Origin of the sequence: Herbaspirillum sp. VT-16-41, from assembly GCF_001994935.1 — a bacterium.
Classification (GTDB): domain Bacteria; phylum Pseudomonadota; class Gammaproteobacteria; order Burkholderiales; family Burkholderiaceae_D; genus Herbaspirillum; species Herbaspirillum frisingense.
Map to the genome: position 1 here is coordinate 166,685 of NZ_MUXB01000022.1, position 14,778 is coordinate 181,462.

Here is a 14,778-nt window from a genome sequence, read left to right on the forward strand (position 1 = left end):
GCGGCATGGACAGTATCGATCTGCAGGTTTTGCAGGCCTGCGTGCAATGGTTGCAGCAGGGGCATGCCTGCGAATATGTCACGGTCGTGCGGACCTGGGGCTCCAGTCCCCGGCCACCGGGCTCCACCATGGCCATCCGTGCCGATGGCGTGGTGGTCGGTTCAGTCTCGGGCGGTTGCATCGAGGATGACCTGATCGCCCACGCCCGCGCCGACGGCATGACGCGGCGCACGCCGCAACGGATCAGTTATGGCATTTCCGCCGATGAGGCGCACCGCTTCGGGCTGCCTTGCGGCGGCACGGTGGAACTGCTGGTCGAACCCCTGGGGCCGCACAGCCAGATGGCCGCCTTGCTGGCGCGCCTGCAGCGCCGGGTGCTGACCCGACGCCGACTGGACCTGGCCAGTGGCACGGTCCTGCTGGAAGATGCCGGCGAAGACGCACCGTTGCAGCTCGACACGCATAGCCTGACGACACTCCATGGCCCCCGGCTGCGGCTACTGATCATCGGCGCCGGCCAGCTCTCGCAGTTCCTGGCCCAGATTGCCACTGCCCTCGATTACCAGGTCACCGTCTGCGATCCGCGTGAAGAACACCGGTTGGCATGGTCATTGCCGGGCGTGGCGGTGGTGCATGCCATGCCCGATGATCTGGTGCTGGAGATGCGGCTGGACCACCGCAGCGCCGTGGTGGCTCTGACCCATGATCCGCGCCTGGACGACATGGCCCTGATGGAAGCGCTCAAGACCGACGCCTTCTACATCGGCGCCATCGGCTCGCGGCTGAACCAGTCACGGCGCCGTGAACGTCTGCTGCAGCTGGACCTCGATGCCGATCAGATCGCCAAGCTGCACGGCCCGGTCGGGCTGGACATCGGCAGCCGCACGCCGCACGAGATTGCCATCTCCATCATGGCGCAGATGATCCAGGTCCGTGGCGGAACTAGGGAAGCGGCCATGCCGGCGTACTGATCCTGTCCATTGCGCCCAGCGCAAAAGGCCTTGCGATCCGGGATGCATTCCCACCCATGGGCAGTCAGGGCATAGTGGGGACAGTCCAATATCGGGGTCAGATCGTGTCCACTTCCTTGCCTTCCTCTTCCGCTGTTTCCTCCCCATCGCCATCCCGCCCGCGACACGCCGTCATCATCGGTGGCTCGCTCGGCGGTCTGTTTGCCGGCACCATGCTGCGCCAGATCGGCTGGGACGTTGACATCTACGAGCGCTCGGCCAGCGATCTCGACAGCCGGGGCGGCGGCATTGTGTTGCAACCGGAGGTGCTGGAGGTGTTCCGCCGCATTGGCGTCGATATCCGCCGCCAGGCACTGGGCGTGCCCTCGATCAACCGCGTCGTTCTCGACAAGGATGGCAGCGTGCGGGTACGGCGACCGGCGCCGCAGACCCAGACTTCCTGGTCCCTGATCTATAGCACGCTGAAGTCGGTCTTCGGCAGCGAGCACTACCATCAGGGCCGGGTGCTGTCGCATGTGGAGCAGGACCCGGACAGCGCCCGCGTGACGGCGTGCTTCGAGGATGGCAGCCGCGCCAGCGGCGACCTGCTGATCGGCGCCGACGGCGGGGATTCCCGCGTGCGCAGCCAATTCTGGCCGGCGCAGCGGCCCGGCTATGCCGGCTACCTGGCCTGGCGTGGGCTGCTGCCCGAGGCCGATATGCCGGCCACCACCCGCGCTGTGCTGCATGGCGACTTCGGCTTTGCCAACCATACCGGCTCGCACATCCTGGGTTACCTGGTACCAGGGGAGGGCAACAGCATCTGGCCCGAGCAGCGTCTCTACAACTGGGTCTGGTACCGCGTGGCCAGTGAGGCCATGCTGGAACAGGTGATGCTGGATCGCGATGGCCGCCAGCGCGCCTATTCGGTGCCGGAAGGCCTGCTGGCCCCACGCTGGCGCCAGCACCTGCGCGAGGAAGCGCCGCAGCTGTTGCCGCCGCCCTTCCGTGATGCAGTGCTGGCCACCGATGCCCCCTTCGTCCAGGCCATCCGCGACCTGGCGGTGGAACAGATGGTCAGCGGTCGGGTGCTGATCCTGGGCGATGCGGCCTCCATTCCACGCCCACATACCGCAGCCAGTACCCTGAAGGCTGCCGCCAATGCACTGAGCCTGGCCGATGCACTGCAGGCCAGCCCGGATGACATCGACGCTGCCCTGGCGCGCTGGGAACCGCGCCAGGTGGCCCTGGGCCAGCAGTTGCTGCGCCAGGGTGTGGAAGCGGGCCAGTTGCTGCTGTTCCATCATCCCTGATGGGCCAGGGCCTGTTCAAATTTAATCTAAGCATCTTGCAGATCAAATGTGAACAGGCCCTAGTCCCGCGTGGCGGGACTTTCCCGGTCGCTATCGATCTTCCGCTGTTGCCGATCCTCCGGGTCGGTACAATGTGGCTCCACAACAGGCGCCATGCCAGCGGGGGGCGCGCCTGATCCGCATCGCAGCGGGTTTTTCAACGAACATGGCGCAACGATCATGGACCGGTTTTCAGAGCTCAAGGCATTCTCGGTGGTGGCCAGCACCGGCGGCTTTTCGGCCGCTGCACGCAACCTGGGCATTGCGCCTTCATCGGTGGTGCGTCTCATCGATGCGCTGGAGCGGCGCGTCGGCGCCAGGCTGCTCAATCGCTCTACCCGCACGGTGACGCTCACCGACAGCGGGCGCCTGTACTACGAGAGCGTGCTGGTCATCCTGGAACAGATCGAGGAAGCCGAGAACCTGGCTTCCCAGGAAGGCGTGCCGCAGGGGCGGCTGAAGATTTCGGCACCGGTCACCTTCAGCACGCTCTACCTGGCGCCGGCCCTGTGCCAGTTGCAGCAGACCTATCCCAAGCTGGCTGTACATCTTAATCTCAGCGACGGCATCAGCGATCTGGCCGAAGATTCGGTGGATGTCGCCATCCGCATCGGCAAGCCGGTGCCGCAAGCCGAGCTTCATACGCGCTGGCTGGCCGACCAGCGGCGCATCATCTGCGCCAGTCCCGAGTACTTCAAGGCAGTCGGCATGCCGCTGGTTCCGGCCGACCTGCGCCAGCACGATTGCCTCAGCTTTTCCTATGCCAGCCAGTCACGCCAGTGGCGCTTTCGTCCGCTGGCGGCACCCGCTGGGCCGGCCACGCCAGCCGAGCCTATCCAGACGGTGGAGGTGAGCGGCTCGCTGTCGGTGAATAATTCCGAGATGCTGCGCCAGGCCTGCCTGGGCGGGTATGGCGTGGCCATGCTGCCGGTGTGGCTGGTGATGGATGACGTCCAGGCCGGGCGGCTGGTGTGGGCGCTGCCCGCCTACGAAGCCAACCCAGGTGCCATGGACGTCAGCATCTATGCCGTCTATCCCTCCAACCGCGAGACCGCCCTGAAGGTAAAGGTCTTCATCGACGTGCTGGAACAGCACCTGGCCACGGCGCTGCCGGTATTGCCGCAGCCGGCGGCGCCGGTTCAGGACTAGACCTCAGGCCTGACCCAGTGCCAGGCGCCGGCCCCGCGTGGTGGCTTGACGGGTTTCTGCGGTGGTGCTGATGGTGGTCGACGGCACGGCAACGGCATCATCCTTGGCCAGCCTCATCTCACCCAACTTGAAGTGACTGACCATCTCGGCCAGTGCGGCGGCCTGGTCGCGCAGGCTGGCGGCCGAGGCGGCGGCTTCTTCCACCAGGGCAGCGTTCTGCTGGGTGACGCCATCCATTTCCGTGATGGCCACGTTGACGTGACCAATGCCGGTGCGCTGTTCGCTTGAGGAGGCGGTGATGGCCGAGATCATGGATGCCACTTCATTGACGCTCTGTACCACCTCGCTGATGGTGCCGCCGGCTTCGCTGACAATGCCGGCGCCGGTAGCAATGCTGGTGGAGGACGCATCGATCAGGCTCTTGATCTCCTTGGCTGCGGCCGCGCTGCGCTGGGCCAGTACCCGTACCTCCGAGGCCACCACGGCGAAGCCGCGCCCCTGTTCGCCGGCGCGGGCCGCTTCCACGGCCGCATTGAGCGCCAGGATATTGGTCTGGAAGGCGATGCCGTCGATGGCGGAAATGATGGCCTCGATACGGCCTGCGCTGCTGCTGATGGCGTCCATGGTCTGGCTCACCTTCTGCATGGCGGCGCCCCCTCGTTGTGCCAGCTCGGAAGTGGCCAGCGCGAGGTGATTGGCCTGTAGCGCATGCTGGGCATTGGAGGCCACGGTCTGGGTCAGCTGTTCCATGGAGGCGGCCGTCTCCTCCAGCGAGCCGGCCTGGCTTTCAGTACGGGCCGACAGATCCAGGTTGCCGCTGGCGATCTGCGAGGATGCTGCAGCAATGGTTTCGGCACTGCTGCGGATGGCGGCGATCATGGCTGCCAGCCTGGCCTGCATCAGCGCCATGGCGGCCAACAGGCTGCTGTTGTCGTCCGCGCGCAGTTGCACCGGCCGGCTCAGGTCCTGTTCGGCGATCTGCATGGCAACCGCCACCGCGTACTCGGGGCTGCCGCCCAGGGTGCGGTTCAGGCTGCGGTTGATCACGACCACGATGCCGGCCAATAGCAGGCTCACCACCGCCAGGACGGCACCGCTCTTCCTGAGCGATGCGTAGAAGGCATCTTCGATGTCATCCACATACACCCCGGCCACCAGGGCCCAGCCCCAGGGCTTGTAGCTGACGATGCGCGCCAGCTTGGTGGACGGCACCTGGGTGCCGGGACGCAGCCAGAGGTAGCGCATGAAGCCTTCGCCAGACGGCGAGGCGGCCAGCCGTGCTATCTCCAGGAAGACCGGAAAGCCGGCCGGGTCCTTGAAGGCGCTCATGTCCTTGCCGTCGTTTTCCGGTCGTCCCGGGTTCTGGATGGCGGTGGCGTCCATACCCAGGATGGCGATGTAGCCGTCCTCGCCATAGCGGATGGTCTTGAGCACGGCCTTCGCCTGGCGCTTGGCTTCCTCGCTGTCGAGGGTGCCGGCGCGCACCTGGTCGGCGAAGCCTTCGACGATCTTCAGCGCCGCCTTGTCCAGGTTGGCCAGGTCAGTTTGCCGTTCTTCGTAGCGCTGGTGGCGTGCTTCCACGATGTGCAGCAGGGACACTGCGCACAGGCAGCCGAGACTGGCAATGAGGGGCAGCCAGAGTTTTTTCTGAAAGGACAGCAGGGCCATGAGATTTACTCCCGTTGTGAGATGAAAGGGTGGATGCGGCAGGCCGTTCTGTCGGCCTGCAAGGGGCAAGGGGACGGACGGGGGGAAGCGACAAGCGGGTGCTGGTCCGGTCAGGCCACGCGCACGCTATGCAGCGGCAACTGCTGGCGCGACAGCAGGGCGGCGGCTTCCTCGTGTGCGATGCCTTTGCCGAAGAAGTAGCCCTGGGCCTGGTCGCAGCCGTGGTCGCGCAGGAAATCCAGCTGCACGCTGTCTTCCACGCCTTCGGCCACGATGTTGCGGTTCATGGCATGGGCCAGGGCGATGACGGCCTTGACGATCTCGGCATCGTTGCCGTCGATGGAGATATCGCGGATGAAGCTGCGGTCGATCTTCAGGGTATGGATGGGGAAGCGCTTCAGGTAGCTGAGGCTGGAATAGCCGGTACCGAAATCGTCGATCGCCAGCTGCACGCCGAAGGCGCTCAGGGCATTGAGGATCTGCACCGTCGATTCGGGCGAATCCATGATGACGCTCTCGGTGATTTCCAGCACCAGGCAGTGTGGCGGGCACTGGGTGGCGGCCAGTACGCGCTGCACGGTCGCGACCATGTCGTCCTGCCGGAACTGTGTAGCCGAGAGATTGACCGACATCTTGATGTCCTGCGGGCAAAGCCCGGCGCGTTGCCACGCGACCAGCTGGCGACAGGCGGTTTCCAGCACCCATTCGCCGATCTGCACTATGAGTCCGGTCTCTTCGGCCAGACCGATGAACTGGTCCGGGGCAATCACCGCCTCGCCCGGCGGCTGCCAGCGCAGCAGGGCCTCGAAGCCGATGATGCGACCACTGGCGATGCTCACCTGCGGCTGGTATACCAGATGGAATTCCCGGCGCTCCAGCGCGCGCCGCAGGGCGGCATCCAGGCGCAGGAACTGCAGGGCGTCCTTGCTCATTTCGTTGGCGTAGAAGACATAGCGGCGCTTGCCGCCCTGCTTGGCCTGATACATCGCCGTGTCGGCATTCTTGAGCAGGGTGGCGCTATCGCTGCCATCGCGGTCATACAGGCTGATGCCGATGCTGCCGCCCAGGAACAGCTCATGGCCGTTCAGCAGCATGGGCTGGCAGATGGCTTCTAGGATGCGGTCGGCGACGGCAGCGATGTGCCGCTGCTGGCCGGCGTTGGCCAGCACCACCACGAATTCGTCGCCGCCCAGGCGCGCCACCGTGTCGCCGGGGCGCACGCAGGCCAGCAGCCGATGCGCCACTTCGACGATGACCTGGTCGCCGATGTCGTGGCCGAGGCTGTCGTTGATGGTCTTGAAGCGGTCCAGGTCGATGAACAGCACCGCCAGCGTGTGCCGGGGTGAGGAAGAGGGCGAGGACGAGAGCGGCGCAGAGGCCAGACGGGCCTGGGCGATGGCCAGGTCCAGACGGTCCATCATCAGGCTGCGGTTGGGCAGGCCTGTGAGGTGGTCGTGGTTGGCCAGATGGCGCATGCGGTACTCGGTGGCCTTGCGCTCGGTGATGTCTTCGATGGCGGCAATGAAGTGGACGTCACCATTGCTCTCGCGCATGGACGATACCGTCACCTGGCCCCAGATCGACTGTCCGTCCTTGCGCACGTAGCGCTTTTCGCTGACGTAATCCTGGATTTCACCGTTGAGGATGCGTTGCGTCATGTGGTCGTGGTCACATTCCTCATCCGGGTCGGCCAGGTCGCACAGGTTCAGGCGCTGCATCTCGTTGGCATCGTAGCCCAGCACCTGCTGCAGCTTGCGGTTGCTGCGCAGGATACGGCCGGCGGCATCGAAGTGGACCAAGCCTACGGCCGCCTGGTGGAAGGACAGGCGAAAGCGTTCTTCGCTGTCGGCCAGGGCAGCCTTGGCTTCCAGCACGCGGGCGATGTCATGGGCCACCAGCAGCAGGAGTGCTTCATCGCCATCGTCGAAGCGCGAGAGTCCGAACTGATAGTGGCCGCAGCGTTCATGGCCCTCGTCGTCGATCAGGTTGATACCCTGGTGTGGCACGCCGCTGGCAAGCACTTCGCCGGCTGCGGCGTACAGCGCCGGCACCTTGAACACGGCCGGCAAGGCCATGCCGTCGACCGGCACATCGGCCCCCAGGCCGAGAATGCGCCGCATCACCGGATTGGCGGTGCGGATGCGGCATTGTCCATCCATCACCAACAGGCCATTGGGCGTGTAGTTGAAGATATGCTCGGCATAGTTACGGTAGCGGTCCAGCAGGCGGCGGTCGGCCGCGATGCTGGCGTCGATGATGCTGGCCACGTCGTGCAGGGCCTGGGTCAGGATGGTGTTGAGGAATTCGATGGTCTTGCCCTGATGGCGCAGCCCCAGCTGCTGCAGGGTCGGCATCAGCTCGCGCAGGTAGCCCCGGCAATCTTGTACGTGTGCCAGCGCCAGATGCGGTTGCGCCGTGTCGGCCTGCTGCAGGGACAGCCGCAGCCGCGCCAGCGCGCCATGGTCGCCAGCCTCAGTCACGCCCGAGCTCGTACCTGATGCAATCCCCAGCCTTGCGGCGCGCACATTGCGGCTGATTTTCTTGAGCCAGGGGCGCCCCCTGGGTTTGCGCAGCTTGCCGCCCGCACCGGCGGGGGCCGCTTGCTCGGCGTGGGTGGCGGTGGCGCCGATGGTGTGGACAATCGGGGCGCTCTGCATGCGCCAGCGGGCGTTGCGGTTCATTGGGGCATCTCCGACGAGGATGGAAGGGGCGACGCTGGACGCAGGCGGCGGGAAGACCGGCGCCTGCCAGCTACAGCGGCGCGGATCAGCTCAGGGCGGGGTAATCGGTGTAGCCGATGTCGTCGCCACCATAGAAGGTGAAGGGGTCTGGCTCGTTGAACGGCCCGCCCTGCGCAATGCGTGCGGCCAGATCGGGATTGGCGATGTACTGGCGGCCGAAGGCCACCATGTCGGCCTGGCCGGCGACCACCAGCTGCTCGGCTTCCTCGAAGGACAGGCCACCGTTGGCGATCAGCACGCCCTTGAAATGCGGACGCAGGATCTCCAGTATCCGCGGCATGTCCTTGTTGCCTCTCCAGGCGTTGGTATCGGCCGCATGCAGATAGCCGATGCCGTAGCCATTGAGCATTTGCGCGACGTAGGCATAGGTGGCGCGGGTATCGCTGTCGCCAGGGCCATCCGCGCCGGCATCGATGGCGTTGTTGTACAACGCGAAGGGCGAGAGCCTTACCCCGACCTGCGCGGCCGGCATTTCCTGCAGCACGGCTTCGATGATCAGGCGCAGGAAGCGCGCACGGTTTTCGATGCTGCCGCCGAACTGGTCTTGCCGTCGATTGACGTGGGAGGACAGGAACTGCTGCGGCAGGTAGCCATTGGCGGCATGGATTTCCACGCCGTCGATGCCGGCCAGTACCGCATGTCGCGCAGCGGTGCGGAATTCCTGCACGGTGGCGTGGATTTCCTCGACGCTCATGGCCCGCGAAGGAGAGGCGGCGATGCGGGTGTAGTAGCCGTTGCGCAGGGCGCCGTAGACCTGCAGCAGGCCAAGGTCGTCGTTCATCCCTGACGGCGAGAGTGGTGCGGCGCCATCGAGCAGGGCATAGGTGCTGATGCGGCCGCCATGCCACAACTGGACGAAGAGTTTGCCACCGGCTTCGTGCACCGCACTGGCCACGTCCTTCCAGCCGGCCACCTGGTCGGGATGATGGATGCCCGGTGCGTCCTCGAAGGCGGCCGACATCGGCGAGACATTGGTGGCTTCGGCGATGATCAGGCCGGCCGAGGCGCGCTGCCGGTAGTAGTGCGCATTGAGCGCGGTGGGTACGCCATTGGCGCCAGCCCGGGCGCGCGTGACCGGGGCCATGGCGATACGGTTGGACAGGTGCAGCGGGCCGATGCTGAGTGGCTGGAGAAGTGCGTTCATGGTGAGCCCCGATGGGATTGCGATGTAAGGAGCGCCCACTGTAACGTTGCGGCCCGGCGCTGATAATATGCCGGGATTAGCGAAGGCTCTTGCGCAAAACGCAAAGGTGCTCATGAACAAATTTTCCGAAATGCAAGCATTTGTGGCAGTGGCCGACACTTCCGGGTTTTCTGCGGCGGCACGGCAGTTGGACCTGGCGCCGTCGTCCGTGCTCAGGCTGGTCGATGCGCTGGAAGAGCGGTTGGGGGTCAAGCTGCTCCAGCGCAGCACCCGCAGTGTGACCCTGACCGAAGGCGGCCGCGACTTCTATGAACGGGTGGTGGATATCCTGCAGCGCCTGGAATCGGCCGACCTCGCCGCAGCCGCCCTGGAGCAGGAGCCGCAGGGCGTATTGAAGGTCACCGCGCCGGTCACCTTCAGCACGCTCTACCTGGCGCCGGTCTGCCGCGAGCTGCATCGCTGCTACCCGCTGCTGCAGCTGGAGCTGCAATTGAGCGATGGCGTGAGCAACATGATCGACGAGTCCATCGACGTGGCCGTGCGCATCGGTGCGGTGGGCGACCAGCCCAACGTGATCGCGCGCCGCCTGGCCACGCACGCGCGCGTGATCTGCGCCAGTCCGCAGTATCTGGGCCAGCATGGCCCGGTGCTGCGCCCGGTCGACCTGCTGGCGCATACCTGTCTGCAGTTCAGCTATGACGGGCCACGCCGGGGCTGGCGTTTTCGTCGCCGTGGCGACGCCGAGGGCAACATCGAGGAAATCAACGTGCAGGGCAATTTCTTCGCCAACAATGCCGAGATGCTGCGGCAGGCGGCCTTGAGCGGCCGTGGAGTGGTCATGCTGGCGCGTTGGCTGGTGGGCGAGGATATCCGCGCCGGTCGTCTGGTTCCCCTGCTGGAGGACTACGAAGCCAACCCCGGTGCCATGGAGGTCGGCATCCATGCCATGTATCCGGCCAACCGCCGCGGGTCGGTCAAGGTCAAGGCTTTCATCGACCTGCTGATGGAGCAGTTGTCGGCCCACCCGGGGGTGGTGGAAGCTTAGGGCTCAGGCCGCCATCTGTGCGCGCCGGGCCACGATCTTCTGGATCTTGTCATTGAGTGTGGCGGCATTGAAGGGTTTGATGATGTAGCCATCGGCACCGGCCTCAGCGGCGCTGACCACGCTCTCCTTCCTGGCTTCGGAAGTGATCATCAGCACCGGCAGCTTGGCCAGCCGGGGTTCTTCACGAATCTTGCGCAGCAGGGCCAGCCCGTCCATGGTGGGCATGTTCCAGTCGGTGATGACAAAGGACACCGGCACCTGCCCTGCTTCCAGGATCTTCCAGGCCGAACTGCCGTCGTCGGCATCGACCATGCGGGTGTATTCCAGATCTTTCAATATACCCATGACCATGCGGCGGATGGTGGAGAGATCGTCGACGACCAGGAAATGCTGTTCCATTTTTTCCATTGCCAGGCTCCTCAATCAAAAAAAGACAGGCAGGTGTGATACCGCTTTTCGAGACCTGCAAAGGTCGAGGTGGCAGAAAGCGGAACAGGCTTGTGGCGGACGAAAAAAGAAGGCCATCGGTGATGTGCCACCGCTGCCTGCCCGATACCTGCCCTGATGCTGCGCAGATTAGCAATGAAGCGTGGAGGCGTTAATCATACGAAGGTGTTAAGACGCCAGCGCCAAGGGGGCTGCTGGCCGCTCGCAATGGCGCGCTGGTACTGCTGCACCGGTCGGCAGGGTCAGTTTGCACGCATGCACATTGGCCGCAGGGACGTACGGGGGCGCTTTCCCATACCATGGTGCTACATCGCGTCGCGGGAGGGGACGCCATAATGTGCAGCGACAATTCGGCGTCTTTAAGGAGCCGGATCGGACGGGAACCTGAGCCTCGGGTAAAGGGGGGGACAGGGGATACAGGGCGTTCACGGCGATGCCGGCCTGCAGGTCAACGCAGGGCGATGTCGTGAAACAGAATAACAAGATGCATCTTCCGAACGGAGCACTATGGACCTCCATACCCTCGCAGCGTGGGTGGCAGCGATTTCCATCATCATGGCCATGATCAGGCTGGCCGGGCTCTGGCGCCTGCGTCGGCGCCTTGTGGCCAGGCTGGGCAGATCAAGCGGGTCCTGCCTAGGCAACAAGATCTACCTGCACAACCTGAGCGCCCGCCCGCTGGCGCTGACCCGCTGGAGAATCTACGTGGCCGAAGGCCTGCTGCAACCGCAGGAGGTCAAGGAGATCACCTGTTTCGGGGGCAGCGCAAAGGAAGCCATGGGAGCCAGGGGAGCAGACAGCATCGTGATCGAGGCGCGCTGCTCGCACATCCTGTTCTTTTCCGACGAGGGACTGTTCAACCGCAGCGCGGATCTGCGCGACGGTCGACGGCTCTATATCGGCATTGAAACCTCCGACGGCCGGGTGTCCACTTGCTGCCTGTATCCATCCAATCACCCCTGGCCAGCCTTGCAGGCCTTGCTGACGGCCTTGTGGAGCAGGCAGAAGCGGTTTGCGCGGGAGTGAGTGCGGGCATCTGCCGACGCGTGCCCTGGTATGGGGTGACCCATCCTTTGGTATAGCTAGACGCCTGGTGCGGAGATTTGCAACACTGATGCCTGTCCGAGATGAAGTCTCCGGTCTCTGACGTTCCCTGTTGTTGTTGTTGTTGTTGTTGTTGTTGTTGTTGTTGTTGTTGTTGTTGTTGTTGTCGACTCCCGCCATTACTCCCTCTGGCGTTCAGCCGCCCGTCGTGATTTCCGACGGGCGGTCTTTTTTATGCAGCGGGGCTTGCATGGGTGATCGGCCGGGATGGCGTGGCGGGTCTGGACAGCCGACCCCTTCGGCAGGCAATGAAAGCCAGGTCGAATGCCGAGAGGGGCGACCGTCGAGTCAATCAACAGCCGCTGATCATCGGATGAGTGAGCTTTTTGTCCTACGGGATGATTTTGCTTTGCGAGCGATAGATGACGACCAGTGCGCGTGCCTCGCCGTTCAGGCTGCGCCCACGATGAGGAATGCGCGAATCGAAGTAGATGCTGTCGCCAGGGGAGAGTAGCCAGGTTTTATTGCGACTATCGATGGTGGCTTCGAATTCGACTTCTCCTTCCAGAATGAACATGAATTCTTCACCTTCGTGTTCAAAGCGGATATCGCGGTCCACCTTGGATGGAAACACCATGATGAAGGGTTCCATCTGCTTGTGGTGTCGCTTGTGGGCCAGGGCGGTGTAATCGTAGCCGAATGAGCTGCCACCTTTGATGACGGACTCCCGCTGCCAGGAGCGAACCACGCAAAGTGCGTCGCTTTGATCGTCAACTTCTTCTGGCTCCAGCAGATCAGCCACATCCGTCTCCAGGACCTGGGCAATTTTGATCAGCGTGCCGATGGGAGGGATGACCTTGGAGTTCTCTATTTTGGAGAGATATCCCTTTGTGAAGCCGGTGGCCGCTGCCAGCTGATCCTGTGTGAACCCCCTGGCCGCGCGCAGTTTTGAAATGCGCTTGCCGAGCTGCAGCTCGATGGCCGTGGGGCTTTCTTCTTTGACTGGATATTCTTCGCTATTCATTTGCCGCATTGTTGATAATGGGAGCCGCAGCCAGGTTGGCCGCACGCGCATGGGTGTACTCCATGATGCGGGCGGTCTGGTCCGCTACGTCACTTCCCAAGTATTTTTCCAGCAAGTAGAGGGTGGCGTCGATGCATCTGGACACGCCGCCGCCCGTAATGATACTGCCATTATCAGTTAGCAAGGCTGCCTTGACGTCAATCCCCGGGTATTGCGATCTCATGATCTCCAATGGGACCTGTTCACCGGTTGCGACCTCCACTTTCGTTGTCGCGACCTGACCTTCCAGCAGGCCCGCAGCAGCCAGGATCATGGCGCCGGTGCAAACGGATGCCACCGTGGCGCGTCCGGCCATCTTCTGCAAGAACGTCAGCGCAGCCTGGTCTGTGCAGCATTGCTGCCATCCGGGGCCGCCCGTGACGATCAGCGTATTGATGGGCGGCAATTCATCAAATCCGTAGTCGGCGATCACCGTCAAGCCATTGGCAAGCCGAACCGGCCCCGCCGCTGCCGCTACTGTCCAAAAGCTGATCTCAGGCGCGATGCGACGCGCCATGGACAGCACGCCGATGGTGGCCAGGTCAATTGGTTCGACCCCTTCATAGATAAACACGCCAAATTTCATGATTTCCTCTTCGTGATGAATGTGGGGGGGTATGGTCATTATATGAAACTTTGACGATAAATGTTTCATGGCATGAAATATGCAAGGCTTGACTTCAGCTGGCCTGAATCGCATATTTATGCATGATATTGAGGATTTAGTGGGTTTCATGCTTGTGCGGGACGTTCCAAAATGGTGAACAAGGTTTCCTGATGTGATCATTTTTGGAGGGCGGCGGTTTCCCGGAAGTTCAACGAACATCGTTTTCGAAAGGACATCAGCATGACAACCAGTTACGACCTGCACGCCCGTGTGCACGATGCAGGCAGTCAGCGCAGCCTGCGTTCCGTGGTTTTCGCCAGCACGATCGGCACCATCATCGAGTGGTACGACTTTCTGATCTACGGTATGGCCGCCGCACTCGTGTTCAACAAACTGTTCTTCCCAAGCATCGATCCTTTGCTGGGGACGTTGGCCGCGTTAGGAAGCTATGCGGTCGGTTTTCTGGCCAGGCCATTAGGCGGTGCGATTTTTGGATATTTCGGCGATCGGCTGGGAAGAAAATCCATCCTCATGCTCACGCTGGTCATGATGGGCTTGGGCACCTTCCTGATCGGTGTGCTGCCGACCTACGGCCAGATCGGTATCTGGGCGCCCATCTTGCTGATCTCCTTGCGCTTCATTCAAGGCATTGGCCTGGGAGGAGAATGGGGTGGCGCCTCGGTCATGGTGCTGGAACACGCGCCAAAAGAGCATCGAGGGCTTTATGGCAGCCTGGTGCAAGTGGGTTTCCCCATCGGTCTGGTGGTGGCAACACTGGTGTTCGGCGTGATCGCCAAATTGCCGGAGGCTGACATCCTGGCCTGGGGATGGCGGGTTCCCTTCCTGATCAGCGCAGTGTTGATCCTGTTGGGCATGTTCATCCGCAGTAACGTGAGCGAGTCGCCTGTGTTTGAGGAGATGAAGGCGCGTCGGGAGATTGTGAGCAATCCCGTGAAAGAGGCCATCTTCAAGCATCCCAGGAGCTTCCTGGTCGCTGTCGGCTTGAAGATATCGGAAGTCTCCTGGGTCTACATGTTGACGGTCTTTGTCGTGGTCTACGCGACAGGCACGCTGAAGCTACCCAAATCCATGATTCTGGACGCCATCCTTGTGGCAGCGGCGGTCGAGCTCATCACCATTCCTCTGTTTGGATTTCTGTCAGACCGAATTGGTCGCCGGCCACTGTATTTCATTGGCGCGATCTTTACCCTGGCCTTCGCATTTCCTTTGTTCTGGCTATTGGAAATGAGGACGCCCGAGATTGTCATGCTCACCATTGTTGTTGCAATGAGTCTGGGGCATGGCCTGATGTTTGCCCCCGAATCGACCTATTTCCCGGAGCTGTTCGGGGCCAATGTGCGCTATAGCGGCGCATCGTTTGGATTCCAGGTGGCGGCAGCCCTGGGCGGTGGTTTTGCACCGGTGCTGGCAACGGCATTGGCCGGCTATATGGGAGGAACGGCCGGCGTGTCGGTGATGCTCATCGTGCTGGCGCTCATTACCTTGGTTGCAGCGATGTTTGCGCGTGAGACCAAGAACGAAGCACTTCTTAAATAACGAAAGGACGG

The 14,778-nt window shown here is 63.0% G+C and carries 12 protein-coding genes; 6 read left to right on the forward strand and 6 right to left on the reverse strand.

Features of this window, described 5'->3' with window-relative positions:
* The first annotated feature begins 5 nt into the window (after positions 1-5).
* The 3 genes from BTM36_RS03500 to BTM36_RS03510 all read left to right on the forward strand — a co-directional run bounded on the left by BTM36_RS03500 (position 6) and on the right by BTM36_RS03510 (position 3,451).
* On the forward strand, positions 6-971 hold the full coding sequence (locus tag BTM36_RS03500; protein ID WP_168189732.1) for an XdhC family protein: 966 nt from the start codon (positions 6-8) through the stop codon (positions 969-971).
* A 104-nt stretch (positions 972-1,075) separates the two neighbouring features.
* Positions 1,076-2,263 carry an FAD binding domain-containing protein gene (locus BTM36_RS03505; protein ID WP_254426904.1) on the forward strand — a complete coding sequence of 396 codons (1,188 nt, stop codon included), beginning with the start codon at positions 1,076-1,078 and terminating at the stop codon, positions 2,261-2,263.
* Between the two features lie 219 nt (positions 2,264-2,482).
* On the forward strand, positions 2,483-3,451 hold the full coding sequence (locus BTM36_RS03510) for a LysR family transcriptional regulator (protein ID WP_077235242.1): 969 nt from the start codon (positions 2,483-2,485) through the stop codon (positions 3,449-3,451).
* A gap of 3 nt (positions 3,452-3,454) precedes the next feature.
* On the opposite strand, the gene BTM36_RS03515 is transcribed toward BTM36_RS03510, so the two are convergent.
* From BTM36_RS03515 to BTM36_RS03525, 3 genes are all read right to left on the reverse strand, one after another.
* Positions 3,455-5,119: a methyl-accepting chemotaxis protein gene (locus BTM36_RS03515; RefSeq protein ID WP_077235243.1), complete on the reverse strand. Its 1,665-nt coding sequence runs from the start codon at positions 5,117-5,119 to the stop codon at positions 3,455-3,457.
* A gap of 110 nt (positions 5,120-5,229) precedes the next feature.
* Positions 5,230-7,800 (reverse strand): bifunctional diguanylate cyclase/phosphodiesterase, encoded by a 2,571-nt coding sequence (locus tag BTM36_RS03520; protein ID WP_077235244.1) that lies wholly within the window; start codon positions 7,798-7,800, stop codon positions 5,230-5,232.
* An 85-nt stretch (positions 7,801-7,885) separates the two neighbouring features.
* The gene (locus BTM36_RS03525; RefSeq protein ID WP_077235245.1) at positions 7,886-9,004 is read right to left on the reverse strand and encodes an alkene reductase; all 1,119 of its coding nucleotides are present in this window, start codon (positions 9,002-9,004) and stop codon (positions 7,886-7,888) included.
* A gap of 112 nt (positions 9,005-9,116) precedes the next feature.
* Here BTM36_RS03525 and BTM36_RS03530 point away from each other — a divergent pair, with 112 nt between their 5' ends.
* The gene (locus BTM36_RS03530; protein ID WP_077235246.1) at positions 9,117-10,049 is read left to right on the forward strand and encodes a LysR family transcriptional regulator; all 933 of its coding nucleotides are present in this window, start codon (positions 9,117-9,119) and stop codon (positions 10,047-10,049) included.
* A gap of 3 nt (positions 10,050-10,052) precedes the next feature.
* Here the strand turns inward: BTM36_RS03530 and BTM36_RS03535 are convergent, their stop codons facing one another.
* Positions 10,053-10,457, reverse strand: a complete 405-nt coding sequence (locus tag BTM36_RS03535) for a response regulator (protein ID WP_006463037.1) — start codon at positions 10,455-10,457, stop codon at positions 10,053-10,055.
* Positions 10,458-11,003: 546 nt separating this feature from the next.
* Between BTM36_RS03535 and BTM36_RS27575 the strand changes: the two genes are divergently transcribed.
* Positions 11,004-11,522: a hypothetical protein gene (locus BTM36_RS27575; protein WP_006463038.1), complete on the forward strand. Its 519-nt coding sequence runs from the start codon at positions 11,004-11,006 to the stop codon at positions 11,520-11,522.
* Between the two features lie 409 nt (positions 11,523-11,931).
* Here BTM36_RS27575 and BTM36_RS03545 read toward each other — a convergent pair whose 3' ends face one another.
* Positions 11,932-12,564: a helix-turn-helix domain-containing protein gene (locus BTM36_RS03545; RefSeq protein WP_006463062.1), complete on the reverse strand. Its 633-nt coding sequence runs from the start codon at positions 12,562-12,564 to the stop codon at positions 11,932-11,934.
* A complete protein-coding gene (locus BTM36_RS03550) occupies positions 12,557-13,189 on the reverse strand; it encodes a DJ-1/PfpI family protein (RefSeq protein ID WP_077235270.1) in 633 nt (210 codons plus the stop codon). Before BTM36_RS03550 ends, BTM36_RS03545 begins: the two co-directional genes overlap by 8 nt.
* Positions 13,190-13,450: 261 nt before the next feature.
* Here BTM36_RS03550 and BTM36_RS03555 point away from each other — a divergent pair, with 261 nt between their 5' ends.
* On the forward strand, positions 13,451-14,767 hold the full coding sequence (locus BTM36_RS03555) for an MFS transporter (RefSeq protein ID WP_077235248.1): 1,317 nt from the start codon (positions 13,451-13,453) through the stop codon (positions 14,765-14,767).
* Positions 14,768-14,778 lie beyond the last annotated feature (11 nt).

Excerpts from the sequence above, each read along its gene's own strand:
- BTM36_RS03500 (WP_168189732.1), top strand. The coding sequence starts at position 6 with ATGGACAGTATCGATCTGCAGGTTTTGCAGGCCTGCGTGCAATGGTTG.
- BTM36_RS03510 (WP_077235242.1), top strand. The coding sequence starts at position 2,483 with ATGGACCGGTTTTCAGAGCTCAAGGCATTCTCGGTGGTGGCCAGCACC.
- BTM36_RS03515 (WP_077235243.1), bottom strand. The coding sequence starts at position 5,119 with ATGGCCCTGCTGTCCTTTCAGAAAAAACTCTGGCTGCCCCTCATTGCC.
- BTM36_RS03520 (WP_077235244.1), bottom strand. The coding sequence starts at position 7,800 with ATGAACCGCAACGCCCGCTGGCGCATGCAGAGCGCCCCGATTGTCCAC.
- BTM36_RS03525 (WP_077235245.1), bottom strand. The coding sequence starts at position 9,004 with ATGAACGCACTTCTCCAGCCACTCAGCATCGGCCCGCTGCACCTGTCC.
- BTM36_RS03530 (WP_077235246.1), top strand. The coding sequence starts at position 9,117 with ATGAACAAATTTTCCGAAATGCAAGCATTTGTGGCAGTGGCCGACACT.
- BTM36_RS03535 (WP_006463037.1), bottom strand. The coding sequence starts at position 10,457 with ATGGAAAAAATGGAACAGCATTTCCTGGTCGTCGACGATCTCTCCACC.
- BTM36_RS27575 (WP_006463038.1), top strand. The coding sequence starts at position 11,004 with ATGGACCTCCATACCCTCGCAGCGTGGGTGGCAGCGATTTCCATCATC.
- BTM36_RS03545 (WP_006463062.1), bottom strand. The coding sequence starts at position 12,564 with ATGAATAGCGAAGAATATCCAGTCAAAGAAGAAAGCCCCACGGCCATC.
- BTM36_RS03550 (WP_077235270.1), bottom strand. The coding sequence starts at position 13,189 with ATGAAATTTGGCGTGTTTATCTATGAAGGGGTCGAACCAATTGACCTG.
- BTM36_RS03555 (WP_077235248.1), top strand. The coding sequence starts at position 13,451 with ATGACAACCAGTTACGACCTGCACGCCCGTGTGCACGATGCAGGCAGT.